This is a genomic window from Pseudoxanthomonas sp. CF385 (genome assembly GCF_900104255.1).
GTDB lineage: Bacteria > Pseudomonadota > Gammaproteobacteria > Xanthomonadales > Xanthomonadaceae > Pseudoxanthomonas_A.
This window is the reverse complement of record NZ_FNKZ01000001.1, coordinates 2,177,830-2,192,442: the sequence shown is the minus strand read 5'-3', so window position 1 is coordinate 2,192,442 and position 14,613 is coordinate 2,177,830. Positions and strand designations below refer to the sequence as shown.

20 protein-coding genes are annotated in these 14,613 nt (G+C 65.6%); 7 read left to right on the top strand and 13 right to left on the bottom strand.

Features of this window, described 5'->3' with window-relative positions; translation table 11 throughout:
• Window positions 1–3 precede the first annotated feature (3 nt).
• The 3 genes from BLT45_RS10135 to BLT45_RS10120 all read left to right on the top strand — a co-directional run bounded on the left by BLT45_RS10135 (window position 4) and on the right by BLT45_RS10120 (window position 2,986).
• The gene (locus tag BLT45_RS10135; protein WP_093298235.1) at window positions 4–1,041 is read left to right on the top strand and encodes a glycoside hydrolase family 43 protein; all 1,038 of its coding nucleotides are present in this window, start codon (window positions 4–6) and stop codon (window positions 1,039–1,041) included.
• A complete protein-coding gene (locus BLT45_RS10130; protein WP_093298233.1) occupies window positions 1,031–1,873 on the top strand; it encodes an aldose epimerase family protein in 843 nt (280 codons plus the stop codon). Before BLT45_RS10135 ends, BLT45_RS10130 begins: the two co-directional genes overlap by 11 nt.
• Window positions 1,874–2,491: 618 nt before the next feature.
• A complete protein-coding gene (locus tag BLT45_RS10120; protein WP_093298228.1) occupies window positions 2,492–2,986 on the top strand; it encodes a hypothetical protein in 495 nt (164 codons plus the stop codon).
• Here BLT45_RS10120 and BLT45_RS18140 read toward each other — a convergent pair.
• From BLT45_RS18140 to BLT45_RS10110, 3 genes are all read right to left on the bottom strand, one after another.
• The gene (locus tag BLT45_RS18140; RefSeq protein ID WP_139187986.1) at window positions 2,971–3,291 is read right to left on the bottom strand and encodes a hypothetical protein; all 321 of its coding nucleotides are present in this window, start codon (window positions 3,289–3,291) and stop codon (window positions 2,971–2,973) included. The genes BLT45_RS10120 and BLT45_RS18140 overlap by 16 nt on opposite strands.
• 192 nt (window positions 3,292–3,483) lie before the next feature.
• Window positions 3,484–4,224, bottom strand: coding sequence for a response regulator transcription factor (locus BLT45_RS10115; RefSeq protein WP_093298840.1), 741 nt, complete (start codon window positions 4,222–4,224; stop codon window positions 3,484–3,486).
• Window positions 4,225–4,325: 101 nt separating this feature from the next.
• Entirely contained in the window at window positions 4,326–6,008 is a 1,683-nt protein-coding gene (locus BLT45_RS10110) for an ABC1 kinase family protein (protein ID WP_093298225.1), read from the bottom strand.
• A gap of 137 nt (window positions 6,009–6,145) precedes the next feature.
• Between BLT45_RS10110 and BLT45_RS10105 the strand changes: the two genes are divergently transcribed.
• Window positions 6,146–6,328 (top strand): hypothetical protein, encoded by a 183-nt coding sequence (locus BLT45_RS10105; RefSeq protein ID WP_093298838.1) that lies wholly within the window; start codon window positions 6,146–6,148, stop codon window positions 6,326–6,328.
• Between the two features lie 24 nt (window positions 6,329–6,352).
• On the opposite strand, the gene BLT45_RS10100 is transcribed toward BLT45_RS10105, so the two are convergent.
• The 5 genes from BLT45_RS10100 to BLT45_RS10080 all read right to left on the bottom strand — a co-directional run bounded on the left by BLT45_RS10100 (window position 6,353) and on the right by BLT45_RS10080 (window position 10,372).
• On the bottom strand, window positions 6,353–6,610 hold the full coding sequence (locus tag BLT45_RS10100) for a hypothetical protein (protein WP_093298223.1): 258 nt from the start codon (window positions 6,608–6,610) through the stop codon (window positions 6,353–6,355).
• Window positions 6,611–6,655: 45 nt separating this feature from the next.
• Complete coding sequence (locus BLT45_RS10095) at window positions 6,656–8,752, bottom strand: catalase (RefSeq protein ID WP_093298220.1); 2,097 nt, start codon at window positions 8,750–8,752, stop codon at window positions 6,656–6,658.
• A gap of 64 nt (window positions 8,753–8,816) precedes the next feature.
• Window positions 8,817–9,164, bottom strand: a complete 348-nt coding sequence (locus tag BLT45_RS10090; protein ID WP_093298218.1) for a thioredoxin family protein — start codon at window positions 9,162–9,164, stop codon at window positions 8,817–8,819.
• Window positions 9,161–9,562, bottom strand: coding sequence for a host attachment family protein (locus BLT45_RS10085; protein WP_093298216.1), 402 nt, complete (start codon window positions 9,560–9,562; stop codon window positions 9,161–9,163). The genes BLT45_RS10090 and BLT45_RS10085 overlap by 4 nt, the downstream gene beginning before the upstream one ends.
• A 57-nt stretch (window positions 9,563–9,619) precedes the next feature.
• Window positions 9,620–10,372 (bottom strand): hypothetical protein, encoded by a 753-nt coding sequence (locus tag BLT45_RS10080; protein WP_093298213.1) that lies wholly within the window; start codon window positions 10,370–10,372, stop codon window positions 9,620–9,622.
• 275 nt (window positions 10,373–10,647) lie between these two features.
• Here BLT45_RS10080 and BLT45_RS10075 point away from each other — a divergent pair, with 275 nt between their 5' ends.
• Entirely contained in the window at window positions 10,648–11,271 is a 624-nt protein-coding gene (locus tag BLT45_RS10075; protein ID WP_093298211.1) for a hypothetical protein, read from the top strand.
• Window positions 11,272–11,330: 59 nt separating this feature from the next.
• Here the strand turns inward: BLT45_RS10075 and BLT45_RS10070 are convergent, their stop codons facing one another.
• From BLT45_RS10070 to BLT45_RS10055, 5 genes are all read right to left on the bottom strand, one after another.
• Window positions 11,331–11,675: a cupin domain-containing protein gene (locus BLT45_RS10070; RefSeq protein WP_093298208.1), complete on the bottom strand. Its 345-nt coding sequence runs from the start codon at window positions 11,673–11,675 to the stop codon at window positions 11,331–11,333.
• A 73-nt stretch (window positions 11,676–11,748) separates the two neighbouring features.
• A complete protein-coding gene (locus BLT45_RS10065; RefSeq protein WP_093298206.1) occupies window positions 11,749–12,111 on the bottom strand; it encodes a response regulator in 363 nt (120 codons plus the stop codon).
• Window positions 12,108–13,130 (bottom strand): sensor histidine kinase, encoded by a 1,023-nt coding sequence (locus BLT45_RS10060; protein ID WP_093298204.1) that lies wholly within the window; start codon window positions 13,128–13,130, stop codon window positions 12,108–12,110. The genes BLT45_RS10065 and BLT45_RS10060 overlap by 4 nt, the downstream gene beginning before the upstream one ends.
• 117 nt (window positions 13,131–13,247) lie before the next feature.
• Window positions 13,248–13,412 (bottom strand): hypothetical protein, encoded by a 165-nt coding sequence (locus BLT45_RS18345; protein WP_175455786.1) that lies wholly within the window; start codon window positions 13,410–13,412, stop codon window positions 13,248–13,250.
• Between the two features lie 177 nt (window positions 13,413–13,589).
• Window positions 13,590–14,003 (bottom strand): CBS domain-containing protein, encoded by a 414-nt coding sequence (locus tag BLT45_RS10055; protein WP_093298201.1) that lies wholly within the window; start codon window positions 14,001–14,003, stop codon window positions 13,590–13,592.
• 213 nt (window positions 14,004–14,216) lie between these two features.
• Between BLT45_RS10055 and BLT45_RS18135 the strand changes: the two genes are divergently transcribed.
• The gene (locus BLT45_RS18135) at window positions 14,217–14,399 is read left to right on the top strand and encodes a hypothetical protein (RefSeq protein ID WP_139187985.1); all 183 of its coding nucleotides are present in this window, start codon (window positions 14,217–14,219) and stop codon (window positions 14,397–14,399) included.
• A 10-nt stretch (window positions 14,400–14,409) separates the two neighbouring features.
• Complete coding sequence (locus BLT45_RS10050) at window positions 14,410–14,610, top strand: hypothetical protein (protein WP_093298198.1); 201 nt, start codon at window positions 14,410–14,412, stop codon at window positions 14,608–14,610.
• Window positions 14,611–14,613 lie beyond the last annotated feature (3 nt).

The following is a 14,613-nucleotide window of genomic DNA, read 5'->3' as shown; positions in this document are numbered from 1 at the left end:
CACATGACAGACCTCAAGACCGACGACAAAACCCCGGCACACGATGCCGATCTGGCACATCTCACCGAACGCGCGATATCCAGGCCACTGGTCACCCACATCTACACGGCCGATCCCTCGGCGCATGTGTTCGAGGGGCGCCTCTACATCTATCCCTCCCATGACATCGATGCCGGCGCGCCGTTCGACGACGAGGGCGGCCATTTCGGCATGGAGGACTACCATGTGCTGCGGATGGATTCGCCGGAGGGCGAGGTGACCGATTGCGGCGTCGCGCTTCACGTGCGCGATGTGCCGTGGGCGGACCGGCAGATGTGGGCGCCCGATGCCGCGTGCCGCGACGGACGCTACTACCTGTACTTCCCCGCGAAGGATGCCCAGGGCCTGTTCCGGATCGGCGTGGCCATCGCGGAGCGCCCCGAGGGGCCGTTCCGTGCCGAGCCGCGGCCGATGGAAGGCACCTATTCGATCGATCCGGCCGTGTTCGAGGATGACGACGGCACTCACTATCTCTATTTCGGTGGCATCTGGGGCGGCCAGCTGCAGAACTACCGGGACAACCGTCATGACCCCGCCCACGAGGAACCTGTCGGCGGCACGCCCGCGCTGGGGCCGCGTGTCGCACGGCTGGACGCCGGCATGACGGCGCTGGCGGAGCCGACACGCGAGATCCTGATCGTCGACGAACAGGGAATCCCCTTGCGCGCCGATGATCATGCGCGTCGATTCTTCGAAGGCCCGTGGCTGCACAAGTACGAAGGCAGGTACTACCTGTCGTACTCCACCGGCAATACGCATCTGCTGTGCTATGCCGTGAGCGACAATCCCTATGGGCCCTTCACCTATTCGGGCGTCGTCCTCAGGCCGGTCGTGGGCTGGACCACCCACCATTCGATCTGCGCGTTCGGGGGGCAGTGGTACCTCTTCTACCATGACGCATTGCATTCCGGGGGCGTGACGCATCTGCGCACGGCGAAGTGCACGGTGCTTCACCACGAAGCGGACGGCCGCATTCGCACGATCGATCCCTATGGCGGCTGATCCGCTTCGCGCCACCTGGGACGATGCGCTGGCGCCGATGCCTCCGGGTCCGTTGCACTGGTTGCGGCAGGGCGCCTTGGAAGTGGCATTGGCGCCCGAAGCAGGCGGCCGTCTGGCGCAGATCAGATTCGCCGGCGTGGAGTGGTTGCTCGGTCACGAGGAGGAACCCGCCACCATCGCGTGGGGTTGCTATCCCATGGTGCCGTGGGCAGGCCGGGTGAGGGCAGGGCGCTTCGATGTGGATGGACGTACGTACCGGCTGCCACGCAACTTCGGTGCGCATGCGATTCATGGAGTCGGTTTTTCCCGGCGGTGGAATGTCGATACGCTCGGGCCATCGCACGCCACGTTGTCGCTGGCCTTGCCGCGTGACGGATACTGGCCGTTCGGTGGCGTCGCGCGGCAGTCGGCGACTCTCGGCACGGATACGCTGCGCCTGGTGCTGTCGGTGGAGGCGGACGATGCCGCGATGCCGGCCGTCTTGGGTTGGCATCCCTGGTTCCGCAAACCCGAGCAGGTGCTATTCACGCCGGAGGCGATGTATCCGCGCGACGACGCGGAAATGGCGACGCTGCCGCTCGTACCGCCCGGGCCGGGGCCCTGGGACGACTGCTTCATCTCCCACGATGACATCGTGCTCGAACGCGAGCACCAACGCCTGCATCTCCGCGCCGACACGTCGCATTGGGTGGTCTACGACGGCGCACCGGTCGCGACATGCGTGGAGCCGCAGACCGGCCCGCCGGACGCCTTCAACCTCGCGCCCCACGTCCTGGCGCCTGGCCAGCGATTGGACCTGACGTTCGACCTGGCGTGGGGCTTGGTGACGTAGCACCCGATGCGTCCACGCCAGTAGAGGTATAGCTCCTACGCGAAACGCTTCGTGCGCTTTCTGGTTGAAAGCGAGCTTCGGAGGGTCATGCTCACTTTGGGTGCCGATCCGAAGGATGGTTGCCACCTTGCCAAAGGGCTGTGCTAGCCTCGCCCCGTCGTCATGGAGGGATGGCAATGGGGAAGGGGATAGCAGTATTGATATTGGTTGCCGTTATGGCGCCGAGCTTCGCGCAAACGCGAGCTGCACAAGGGAAGGGCGCGCCTAGAGTTGGACCTGCCCCGAAGGCACACTTCAACTCGACAGCTAAAGACACAACGCCTTTTCAGTGCGAGACGCTTCGTAATCACCCTTATCCGGCGATGAAGTCGTTGTGCGACCAGATCGAAAGCGATCACATTCGATCCGAAGCTCGCCTTGCCGGCAGGCCTGGGCCGTCTACAAGGGTTATTGATCTTCCGCCACTAGGGTCCGCCGAGGGTAAGCGCTTGGGCATCGTATGCATTGGTGGTCAGGCGATGCGGAAGATTCCGAATGGTTGGGAGCAGATTTGGGGCTCCGATGGTTGGCAGCGCTGTCGTGGTGGTTAGTCAGTCTCTTTCTACATTGGAGTAAACAATGGAAGTAATTGCGCCTTGGATATGCGATGCCTGTGGCAAAGATATTGCATCCGTGGAGGATGGTTGGGTTGAATGGCTCAATCGACTCGATCCCGTTACTCGTAGAGTCGAGGGTTCTTATAGCAATTTGAGGCTTGTACATCATCGACAGGCGTCTCCGAGGGCCAGCACCAAGAATGCTTGTTATCACGATGAAGATGCTTACTTTGCTAAGTACGAAGCGACGGTGGCAGATCTTCCGTTAGACAGTTTCATCGGGCCTGACGGTTTGGTGCTGCTACTGGAGTTTCTTTCGGACAAGCGCTTCGTTGAGCCGGAGGAAGTGCTTGAGCTTATCAAGCGTCTCCACGTGCCAGGCTATGAGCAGGCAAGACCTTCATTTGAGGCGGCGCTAGCCGATGGCGCTTACGAGTTGAATGCCAAGCCAAGGTATCTGAGGCAAGATCAGTTGAGCTACATCTTGGCTTGGCGCAAGGCTCAAGAGATTGAGTAACGTTCTCTAGCCAGCCTTTTTCCGAAGTGGCGCAGATGCCAGTCGGCCAGGTCAACGATCACTACTTTGACCGTTCCACGTCGAACCAGCTTCTCCGCTTCGCGTCGCGAGCGCAGTCCAGCGCGGCGCAGTTCCATGCTGTTGCGCCATAGAAGTCCGGCCAGGCGTTCTGGCGTAATTCGATCCCGATCTGGGCTGACGAGATGGCGACCGTTGGCCGAGAACGACCAGCCCGCCCAGGACGGCGGAACATCTGTACGGATTTCGATGATGGCCGGGGTGTCCGGCTTCAGGCGGCGCTGCATGCGGTGGGACTACATGTCATGAACCGGGAACCTTTCAATCGCCATGCAAGCCGCCAACGGGCCAATTGGGCCCACCAGCCCCAGTCCCCCGGGATGAGCTTTGACATAATAGGCATTATGCGAAATTGAATATAGGAAGAGCCAGGCCTCAGGCCCAGCTCTTCTCTCTCCAAACCTGCTTCAAATCCGCCCTCAAGCCGCCGCGGATTCCACTGACTCGCCCGCATGCCCCGCCTTGCGGGACGGGCCGATTTCCGCGAGCCGGTAGCCCGCACTCTGCACGGTGTGCAGCAGCGGCTCGTCGAATCCGCGGTCGATGGCCTTGCGCAGGTTGTAGAGATGGCTGCGCAGCGTGTCGGAATCGGGAAGATCGTCGCCCCAGATCTCGCGCTCGATCTCGCGCCGGGTGACCACACGGGGCGATTCCCGCATGAGGATGTTCAGCAGCTTCGTCGCTACCGGCGAGAGTTCGAGTTCCCGGTCGCCACGGCGCATGCGGTGGCATGACGGATCGAACGACAGGTCGCCGACCTTCAACACCTCGCGCCCCAGTTCTTTCCTGTTGCGCCGGATCACGGCGGTCAAGCGGGCCTCGAGCTCCTGCGTGGCGAACGGCTTGGTCAGGTAGTCGTCCACGCCCTGGTCCAGCCCGGCCAGCTTGTCCTCCAGCGTGTCCCGCCCGGTGACCATGATGATCGGCGTCGCCACGCGCGCCACGTTGCGCAGCGTGCGCACCACGTCCAGTCCATCCATGCGCGGCAAGTGGCCATCGAGGACGATCGCGTCGTAGCGGTTTTCGGCGGCCAGCCGGTAGCCTTCTTCGCCGTCTGCGGCGTAGTCGACCTCCATGCCGCGCGTCTCGAGATAGGTGCCGACCGTCTCGGCCAGGCCTCGGTTGTCTTCGATGATCAGGATAATCGCTGAAACGGACATCACCGGCCCCTGCATGCAAGTCATGAGGGGAAACTGCCGCACGACGCGTCACGGCCGCGTGAAACGGCGCCTACACTTGTGGGGAACGAATAGGGCCGGCGTCAGCGCGGGCCCCGCTCCTCGCGGGCTCTTGCCCGGTGGTCGCTGAGCAGCGAGCTGACGATGATGCTGGCGCCCAGGGCCACGCCCAGCAGGAACAGCACCAGGGCCACGACCGGGTAACCCCAGACCGTATGGGAAGACGGCACCCGCATCATCATTGCCGACGCGAGGATCAGCGACGCCGTGATCACGCCCACCGAAATGCGGTTGGCGATCTTCTGCAGATTCTCCATCAGCCGGGATTCCTCCAGCCCGGTGACGCGCATCTGGAAGCGGTTCTCGGCCACCAGCGACAGGATGTCGGACAGTTTGCGGGGTCCATCGCGCAACAGCGCCTGCACCTCCATCAGTTCGCTGGCGAGGCTCGGCGAGGACAGCGACTTGCGCAGGCGTGCGCGCATCACATGCTGCAACTGGTCTTCGACCACGCGCTGCGTGTCGAGGTCCGGTGCCAGCAACTGGCAGGCCGAATCCAGGTTGAGCAACGTCTTGCCCAGCAGGCTGAGCTCCGGCGGCGGACGCAGCCCGCATTGGGTGGCGATCCGGACCAGGTCCAGCACTACCCTGCCCTCCGACATCGAGGCCTGATGGGCGCCGTAGCGGGCGATCAGCTGGCCGACTTCGCGCAGGAACCGCGGCTCGTCGTAATCCTCCAGCCGGATGCCCAGCGCGATGCACTCCTCGGCGACCTGCTCGCCGCGGCCATCGACGGCGGCGAACAGCAGCTTGAGCAAGCGGTCGCGCTGGCGCGGTGGCACGTTGGCCACCATGCCCAGGTCGAAGATGGCCAGGCGCCCGTCCTCGGTCACCCGCAGGTTGCCGGGGTGCGGGTCGGCGTGGATTTCGCCGTGCACGAATACCTGATCCAGGTAGCCGCGCAGCAGGTCCTCCGCCAGCGGCGTCATGCCCTGCTCCGTCCGGCGCAGGCCGGAGATCTGGTCGACGCGCCGCCCGTTGGCCAATTCCATCGTCAATACGCGCTTGCCCGTGTAATCCCAGACGGGCGACGGGACCCACAGCTGGCGGAACGGCGCCAGATGTGTCCTGAAGCGCTCCAGGTTCTCCGCCTCGGCGACGTAGTCCAGCTCCGCGGTGAGCGAGCGCGAGAACTCGCTCAGCCATTCCGAGAACCGCACATGCCGGCCGACGTCGGTGAACCGATCCGCCGTGCCGGTGATGCCCCGCAGCAACTCGAGGTCCGCCATCAGCTGCTGGGCCACGCCGGGGCGTTGCACCTTGACCGCGACCTCACGACCATCCCGCAAGGTCGCGCGATGGACCTGCGCGAGCGACGCCGATCCGAGCGGCGTTTCATCGAAACTTGCGTACGCCTTGCTGATGCGGACCCCCAGCGCGTCTTCGACCTGCTCGCGGATCACCTCGAACGGGACCGGCGTGACGTCTTCCTGCATGCGCTCCAGCGCTACCGCATAGGGGCCGGGTACGAGGTCGGGGCGCGTGGACAGCATCTGGCCCAGCTTCACGAAGGTCGGGCCGAGCGCTTCCAGTTCGTCGGCGAACTTTTCGGGGCTCCCCTCTTCGACCACGTCCTCGTCCAGCATCGTCGGTTCCAGCGACAGGCCGTTGAACACCCCGGATTTCCGGTAGCGGAACAGGAACCGCAGGATCGCCGCACGGCGTGGCAGCTTGCCCTCCCCCGCGCCTGGAGACGTCGTCGTCATGCATGCATCCTCGCTTCGATGGCGATGGTTTTCGCGCGCAGCGGGTGAGCACGGAGTGAATGGAACGCGCCTCGCCTCACGCCCTGATCACCGGTCCGGCGCTGCAATCGAGGCGTCGACACGCACAGGTGATCACCATGAGCCAGCCTCTCACCCACAAGCCCAACCCGCATAGCGACGGCCAGAAGGCGCACACGCCGGACAAGCACCGCAACGACAAGGCGCAATGGAAGGATCACGACCAGCCCGATGAACCCCGGACCGATCGGCCGGATCCCGAGAAGGACTATCCGGGCGCGCGCGAAAGCGTGCCGAAGTAAAGCGTCCTTCAACAGGAACCAGACTCAGAGCGGCGGCACCACGGGCCGTTCGCGGATCACCGTCGCGGGCGCGGCGGCATAGTGGTCGGCCACGATCTGCTGCCGCTGCGCCACGGTGGCCAGCAGCTCGTTGGTCCTGCGCTGCTCCTCGATCTGCCGCCGCAGCAGACCCTTGATCCCGAACACCGCGAACGGCACCAGGATCCAGAGGACGGAGAGCACGAGGCCCAGGGCGAACAGGAAGAAGCCGAGGAAGGTGTAGCCGGCGGTCAGATTGTCCATGCGGTCCTCACGATGTCGAAGGGGGTGTTCGCTGTGCTGTGCCCGTCAGGCGAGCGTCCGGATCTTTTTCTCCCGGTCCCACTGGCGGGTCCGTGCCGCCGTGAGGAAGGCCTCGGTCAGGTCGGCGTCGATCACGCCGGCATCGCGCCCGATGCCGGCCGCCTTGAGCACGGCCTGCGCGCCGGTGTCGGCCGCGATCGCCTTGAGGTGACCGAACGCATCGCGTACGAAGTCGACCGCGGCGGCCTCCTTCGCCAGGCGCTTGCCGGCATCGTCGGCCAGCAGGAGGGCGATGGCGTCGAACACCACCGATGGCGTTCCGGCCAGCTGGCCATCGGCCGGCAGCAACGTGCCATCGTCGAGCGTGGCCCCGCCGACGCGCGGCGCTACGATCTTGGCCGTGGCCCCTTCGCGTTCGATGGCCTTGCGCAACGCCTTGATGACGGCCGCGTCGGAATCTTCATCGACCAGGAGGCCGACGACGCGACCCTCGAGGGTGTCGCGCATCCGGTCGATGATGCGCAACGCGGGTGAAGGGGGCATGTCCTTCGGTGCGACGGACGCGGGCGGCGCCTCGGGCAGCTGCGCCATGCCGAGTCCGTTGGCCACCCGCTCCGCCAGCGCCATGTCCACGTGACGGAGGTGACCCACGATCGCGTCGCGCACATGGGGCGTCTGCACCTTGGACAGCTCGAACACCAGCGCGGAGGCGATATGCGCCTGCTCGTGCTTGCTCTGGCTGCGGAAGAACAGGCGTGCCTGGCTGTAGTGATCGGCGAAGGATTCGGGCCGGATCCGCTGTTTGCCGCCGGCGTCCACCGGTGTGGCATGGCTCCTGAAGCCGCGTGGCGTCTCGCGGGGGGAATCCGCCTGCAGCGAACTGGGTTCGTAGTTCACCCGGCCCTTCGGTACGGCCATCTGCATGTGTCCGTCGCGCTGGAGGTTGGCGAACGGGCACTTCGGCGCGTTGATCGGAATCTGGTGGAAGTTGGGCCCGCCCAGTCGCGAGAGCTGCGTGTCCAGATAGGAGAACAGCCTGCCCTGCAGCAGCGGATCGTCGCTGAAGTCGATGCCGGGCACGATGTTGGCGGGACAGTACGCGACCTGTTCGGTCTCGGCGAAGAAATTGTCCGGCCAGCGATCCAGCACCATGCGGCCGATGATCGTCAGCGGGATCGTCTCTTCGGGGATCAGTTTGGTCGGGTCGAGGTGATCGAACGGGAACTCCGCGGCCTGTTCTTCCGTGAACACCTGCACGCCGAGGTCCCAGGCCGGGAACGCGCCGGCTTCGATGGCTTCGAACAGATCCCGGCGGTGGAAATCGTTGTCGGCGGCCTGGAGCTTCAGCGCCTCGTCCCATACCGTCGATTGGATGCCGAGCACGGGACGCCAATGGAACTTGACGAATGTCGACCGCCCTGCCCCGTCCAGCAGACGGAAGCTGTGCACACCGAAGCCTTCGATGGTCCGCAGCGACCGCGGCAGCGTGCGATCGCTCATCGCCCACATGATCATGTGCATCGTTTCCGGCGTCAGCGACACGAAGTCCCAGAACGTGTCGTGCGCGCTCGCGGCCTGCGGAAACGCGCGGTCGGGCTCCATCTTCACCGAGTGGACGACGTCGGGGAACTTCATCGCGTCCTGGATGAAGAACACGGGGATGTTGTTGCCGACCAGGTCCCAGTTCCCCTCGCTGGTGTAGAACTTGACCGCGAAGCCGCGCACGTCGCGCGGCGTGTCCACCGATCCGGCGCCGCCGGCGACGGTCGAGAACCGGGTGAACACCGGCGTGCGTACACCCACCTCGGTGAGCACCTTGGCGGTGGTGTACTTGCCTAGCGATTTCTTCAGCTCGAAGTATCCGTGCGCCGCGGTGCCGCGGGCATGGACGATCCGCTCCGGGATGCGCTCATGGTCGAAGTGGGTGATCTTTTCCCGGAGGATGAAGTCCTCGAGCAACGTCGGGCCACCTGCGGCCGCACGCAGGGAATTCTGATTGTCCGCAACCGGGATGCCCTGGTTGGTGGTCAGTGGCGGGTGGCTGCCTCCGGCCATGTCATGGCGCTCGTCTCCAGCCCCCCGCGGCGATGTCGGCGCGCCGGGCTTCTTCGAGGGTTTGGCGGGCTTCTTCTGTGTGGCCATCGTGCATCCCTGTGCTCAGGTGTTCGGGTGCCCGCGCGCAAGCCGCGCGGACGGAGGGGAGGCGTCAGACCGGCGCGATGCCGGCCTGCGCCGAAAGCGCGCGGGTCACCGGCGAGAGGTCCTGCTCGCCCACCGGGCGCACCGCGCGTGCGATCTCGGTGCCCTGCTCCAGGACGATGACCGTCGGCCAGAGCCGGACGCCGAAGGAGCGGCCCAGTGGTTTGCCCTTGCCGTCTTCGATCTTGATGTGGGTGATGTCGGGATGCGCCTGCAGCGCGTCGCGCAACGCGGGCTGCGCCGCCTGGCAGTGCCCGCACCATGGCGCGCCGAACTCGAGCACGACGACACCGCCCATACGGTCCACGTTGGAACGCAGGGGATCCGTGACGGCGTAGCGCGCCTGGTAGCTCATGCCGCGGCCAAGGTGCGCTCGATGTCTTCCAGCGGCACGTTGGTGAGATCCTTGCCGACTTCCGCGACGATGCGCTGCGTGGCTTCCTTGTGCAGCAACGGACGCACGCGTCCGAGCGTCTTCGGATCGGCAACGAGAATCAGGTGTGCGTACTGCTGCTTGAGCGCCGCGTCATTGAGCCCTTTCGCCAGTTGCTTCGCGAACGTCGCTTCATCCAGCTGTCGGCTGGTGGACTCCCCGGGCATGCTGCCCGCGGGGCCATCGTCGTTGAGGTTCACAAGTTCGAGCAACTCGTACTGGTGAAGGGAGATGGCCCCCTTCTCCCCGCGATTGCGGAAAACGCGCGCCCCTTCGCCATCGGCAACGACGACCAGGGCATCTTCGGGCAGTGCTGTCATGGTTTCCTCCTTGTCCGGCGCGTGCCACCCTCCGAAGGCGGCACGCGTCCTGGCGAATCAGTGCGGACGCTGGCGGTCCAGCGTGAACGCGTCCGCGACCGCGTGCTTGGCGCGTTCCCAGCCCAGGCGCGACGCACCCTTGAAGCGGTCCCAGCCCTGCTCCAGGTCGGACGCCAGGCTGTCGTCCCATTCGCGATCCGCATACTCGCTGCGTGCATACGTGCCGTAGCGGTAAGCGGGACGGTAGTCGTCGAACGCATCGCCGTCTTCCTTGTACTCGGCGTTCTCGAAGCGGCGTGCGTAGGTGTCGTCGCTCCAGGCGTACGCGCTGTAGGTCCGGTCGGCGCGTTCCCAGGCATCCTGGGCGGCGGGCCGCGCGCGTTCCCAATCCAGGCGCGAGTCGCCACGCTGCGAATCCCAGCTCGCCTGCAGGCGGCGTTCGGCGGCGTCCCAAGATTCGTCGGGATACTCGCCACGGGCGACCGCGCCCGCCTGGTAGACACCGGCGTAGTCGCGCTGGAAGTCGTGCTCGCCGGAGTAGTACGGACGCGTCGGCGCGTTATCGCGCCAGTAGTCGACTTCACCGGTGGGGTCGATACGCTCCGCCACGCCCTTCCCGGCAGCGGCGCCCGCGATCGTGCCCGCCGCAGCGCCGATGAGCGTGCCGATGGGCCCGAACACCGTGCCGGCCAACGCGCCTGCGGCCACGCCGCCCGCTACGCCTCCTACGCCCACACCGACCGGGTGCGAGCCCGGTGCGCCGGTGATGGGATCCTTGTTTGCGTCTCGATGCGAAGTGTCGCGTGTCATGTGCAAAGTCCTCGTCAGTCGTCCGATGCGCGCCATTCGCACATCCGGTACGTGGCTCTGTTGTTCCACACGCGGCGTGACCATCACGTGCACCGCAGGTCATGTTGGTGAACACAATGTCGTCGATGAAGATGCAACAGGTATTGGCGTTCGACGCGATCGGGGACGGACGCGGATGTCGACGCTCGCGTGAAATCCATGCATACGGATCCATCACGCCGGATTCGCGCGGGCGCACCTGTAATGCAGCGCATCACCCACCCACGGAGGTCGCCATGGCGCGTTCCGCAAAGATCGATACCGAACAAGTGCATGAGCTGCTGCTGCAGGCGCTGGAAACCGAGCGCGGCGGCATCCAGGTGTACACCGCGGCCATCAAGGCGGCGGTGAACAAGGACCTGAAGAAGGAATGGGGCGAGTATCTCGATGAGACACGCACGCACGAGCAGATCCTGACGCGCGTGTTCGAACAACTGGGTCTGGATACGGAAGAAGCCTCACCGGGTCGCGCCGTGGTGGCCCACCTCGGCGCGTCGCTGGTCAAGGCGATCGACATGGCGATGAAGGACGGCGAGCCGGCCGCCGCCGAGCTGGTGGCCGCCGAGTGCGTCGTACTGGCGGAAACCAAGGACCACCAGAACTGGGAGCTGATCGGCAAGGTCGTCGAACAGGGTGGCCCGCTCGCCAAGGTGCTCGAGCCGGCCTACAAGGCGGTCGAGAGCGATGAGGATCATCACCTCTATCACACCATGGGCTGGTGCCGCGAACTCTGGATCCAGTCGCTGGGCATGCCGGCGGTGCTGCCCCCGCCGGAAGAGGTCAAGCAGGTCGAGACCGCCATCGGCGCGTCCCGCGCCGAGCAGAGCCGCGAGGAGATGCTGGGTCGCAACAAGCACTGATCCGTCAGGATCGGTGGAACGAGAGCCCGGGCGCCTGCCCGGGCTTTTTCTTGCATCGTCTACGACGCCTTGCCCGCGCGTCGTTCGTCGCCGTCGGCGGTATACGCTGGCGGTGAATAGAAGTTGATCGTCTTCAGCGGTTGGCGGCCCGACGCGCGGATCTCGTGACGCTCGCCACGCTCGATCAATAGGAGGCTTCCGGGTCGCAGGACACGCCGAACGCCCTCCACGATCGCCACGCCGGTGCCCGCCGCCACGAACAGCCATTGATCCGCGCCCTGGTGGCGATTATCGGGCCCACCCTCGCTTCCGCCGGGTTTGATGACCATCTGCGCCGCCTGCACGCCATTGCACTCGAACAGCGGCAGGAAGCCCAGACCCATGCGCAGGTGTCTCGATTTCATCAGCGGCTCCGGATCCCTCTCCTGGACAGGATCGTTCGCCGTGTGTGCAGATACCGTGTTCGCTCCCTCCCGCTCAGTCGTTGGGCAGATCCGCGGCGAGGGGTGCGAGCGCCGCCTCCAGGTCGACCCGCCGGAAAGGCTTCTGCAGCACGGGCCGCGTCGCGAAGTGCTCGGGCAAGCCGCGTTGCCCGTAGCCGGTGGTGAACAGGAACGGGATGCCCCGCTTCGCCAGCGCTTCGGCCACGGGAAACGAAGGCGTGCCGCCGAGATTGACGTCGACGATCGCCAGGTCCACGTCTTCGGCAGCGAGCATCGTCAGCGCCTGGTCGACGTTCGGGACGGCCGCCACGACCGTGTAGCCGATGTCGGCCAGCAGGTCCTCCAGCAGCATGGCGATCAGCGATTCGTCTTCCACGATGAGGATGCGTCGGGTCATGCGGCCACCGGTTCGGCGTTGGTCAGGGGAATGTCGATGATGCAGCTCACGCCTTCCGGCGCAAAGGACAGGCGCGAGTCGCCGCCCAGGTCGTGGCGGAGACCGCGTTCCACCAGGCGCGTCCCGAATCCACGACGCTCGGGCGCCTGGACGATGGGTGGCCCGCCCTGCTCCTGCCAGCGCAGGCTCAATGTCGGATGCGCGTCGCCGGCCTCCACTTGCCATCGAATGCCGACGCGGCCATCGGGCACCGAGAGCGCCCCGTACTTGATGGCGTTGGTGCACAGCTCGTGCAGCGCCATGGCCAGCGCGACCGCGCGGCGCGGATCGAGGATGACGATCGGTCCCTCGACGTCGAAACGCTCGCCTTCGCTGGTCTGGCAATGGGCGACCGCCGCGCGGACGATCTCGTCCATCGGAGCGCCGCGCCAGTGCTTGCGGGTCAGGATGTCGTGCGCTTCCGACAACGCCATCAGGCGCTGCTCGATCCGGTCCTGCGCTTCGCCGGTGTCCGTACACCCCCGCAGCGTCTGCGCGGTCATGGACTGCACCAGCGACAGGGTGTTCTTGACCCGATGGTTCAGCTCGTTGACCAGCAGGCGCATGTGCTGCTCGTGCTGCCTGCGCTCGGTCACGTCGCGCGTGCTGCCGGCGATGGCTTCCACCTTGCCGTCGGGCCCGAACACGGGGGTGAAGATGTAGTCGTAGATGCGCACGCCCTGCGTGACGTGCGGGAACGGAACGTCGCCGCGCACCGGTCCGCCGGTGGCGATGACCCGTTCGATCTCCTCGTCGTGCATGGCCGCATGCCACGGCTCGTAGCCGAGCTCCAGGCATGTCTTGCCGATCGCGTCGTCCCAGCTGCGGCCCCACATCGACAGCAAGGCGTGGTTGGCGTAGATGAAGCGATGCTGGAGATCGAAGACGTAAACCAGGTCCGGCGTCGCCTGCAACACGGCCTCATACAATCGGGTACGCGCCGCCGGGTCCTCCGGCGGGAATGCAGGTACGGCAGCCATGCCGGTCTCCAGGTCGATTGCGTCAAAAGTCCGATGCGTGGCGTTCAGGTTTCGTGAAAGCGCGATTACGGCCCATCCCCGTCCGTTCGCCTGACGACGGATACCCAGTCGCAGCCCTCACATGAACTGGGCGCCGGCCCCGATGGCGACCGAGAACGCGCCGATCGTAGCCAGCCACCGCACGCGCGTACGCGTTCCCGCCCCCGCCAGATAGGTGACCGTGGCCAGCACGAACCCGTAGAGGACACTGCCCAGCAGCACGGGATGGAGCAGTGACGACATGCGTTTTCCCCAGCCCTTGGGTCGCGCGACGATCGCGGCAATCGGAGGCCTGTTTACGCCGCGGCATGTCGTCCCGGCGTGATGCGGGCGCATGGATACGTCTTCGCGCGGCCTAGGCGTCGCCGTCCGCGTCGTCGCACGAACACACGATCAGTGATGTCCCGCAGGGCGCGCGGGTCAATGGCGGGCCGCAACACCTTCAAGCAACTCGCGCGAAGCACGCGGCGCCCCGCATTGGGCGAAGTTGCCCAGCGACACGATGCCGACGAGCCGCTTGTCCCGATTCACCACCGGCATGCGACGCAGCTCGAGGTCGGCCATGTTCAGGGCCACGGCCTCCACATCATCGTCGTCGAAGCAGTACTTCACTTCGCTGGACATGACCTGGCGGACACGCGCTTCGGATCCGAGCCCCTGGGCGACCGCGCGGATCGCGATGTCCCGGTCGGTGAGGAACCCGACGAGGCGATCATCCTGGCCGACCGGCAGGCTACCGACATCGTGCTCGGCCATCAGCATGGCGGCGCGCGCCAACGTGTCGTCGGGCGCGACCAGACATACATTTCCACTCATCATTTCGCCGACTTTCATGGTCGTTCTCCAAGGTATAGCCGATTGATCGTCTCACCCGGTGGATCAACGCCATGCGAAGCGGACGTTGCGATTGCGTTGTGCAGCGCGTATCAGCCACGTCCGGGTCGCATGCCCGGGACGCGGTTCCGCTTCGCGTCGCTTTACGCATGCGTCACCGTGCATTTACGCACCCGGGACGATGGTGCAGCGAACCCGCAGAGAGCGCACCCCATGAACAAGCATGAGCCGCACGCATCACCCCTCCCCAACGCATTCGAACAGCGGCGGCGCCCGGACGGGCCTGCGGTGCCGGGCGAGGATCCGGGGAAGCGCACCAATGACGAGCGGAACGATCCCGAACGTGAGCCCGGCGCCGCCGACGGGCAGCCCCGTGATCATCCCGCGCAGATCTGAGGAAGAACGCATGACGCCACTCGACAAGCCACTTCGCCGCGAAGTCGACATCGACGGCAAGGCGTACACCCTTACCCTCGATCCGCTGGGCCTCAAACTGGTCGAGAAAGGACGGCGCAATGGGGTCGAGCTCCAATGGAAGGACATCGTGTCGGGCGATGCAGGGTTGGCGGCCGCATTGCAGGCTTCGACGGCGCGCGATCCATCCTGAGCC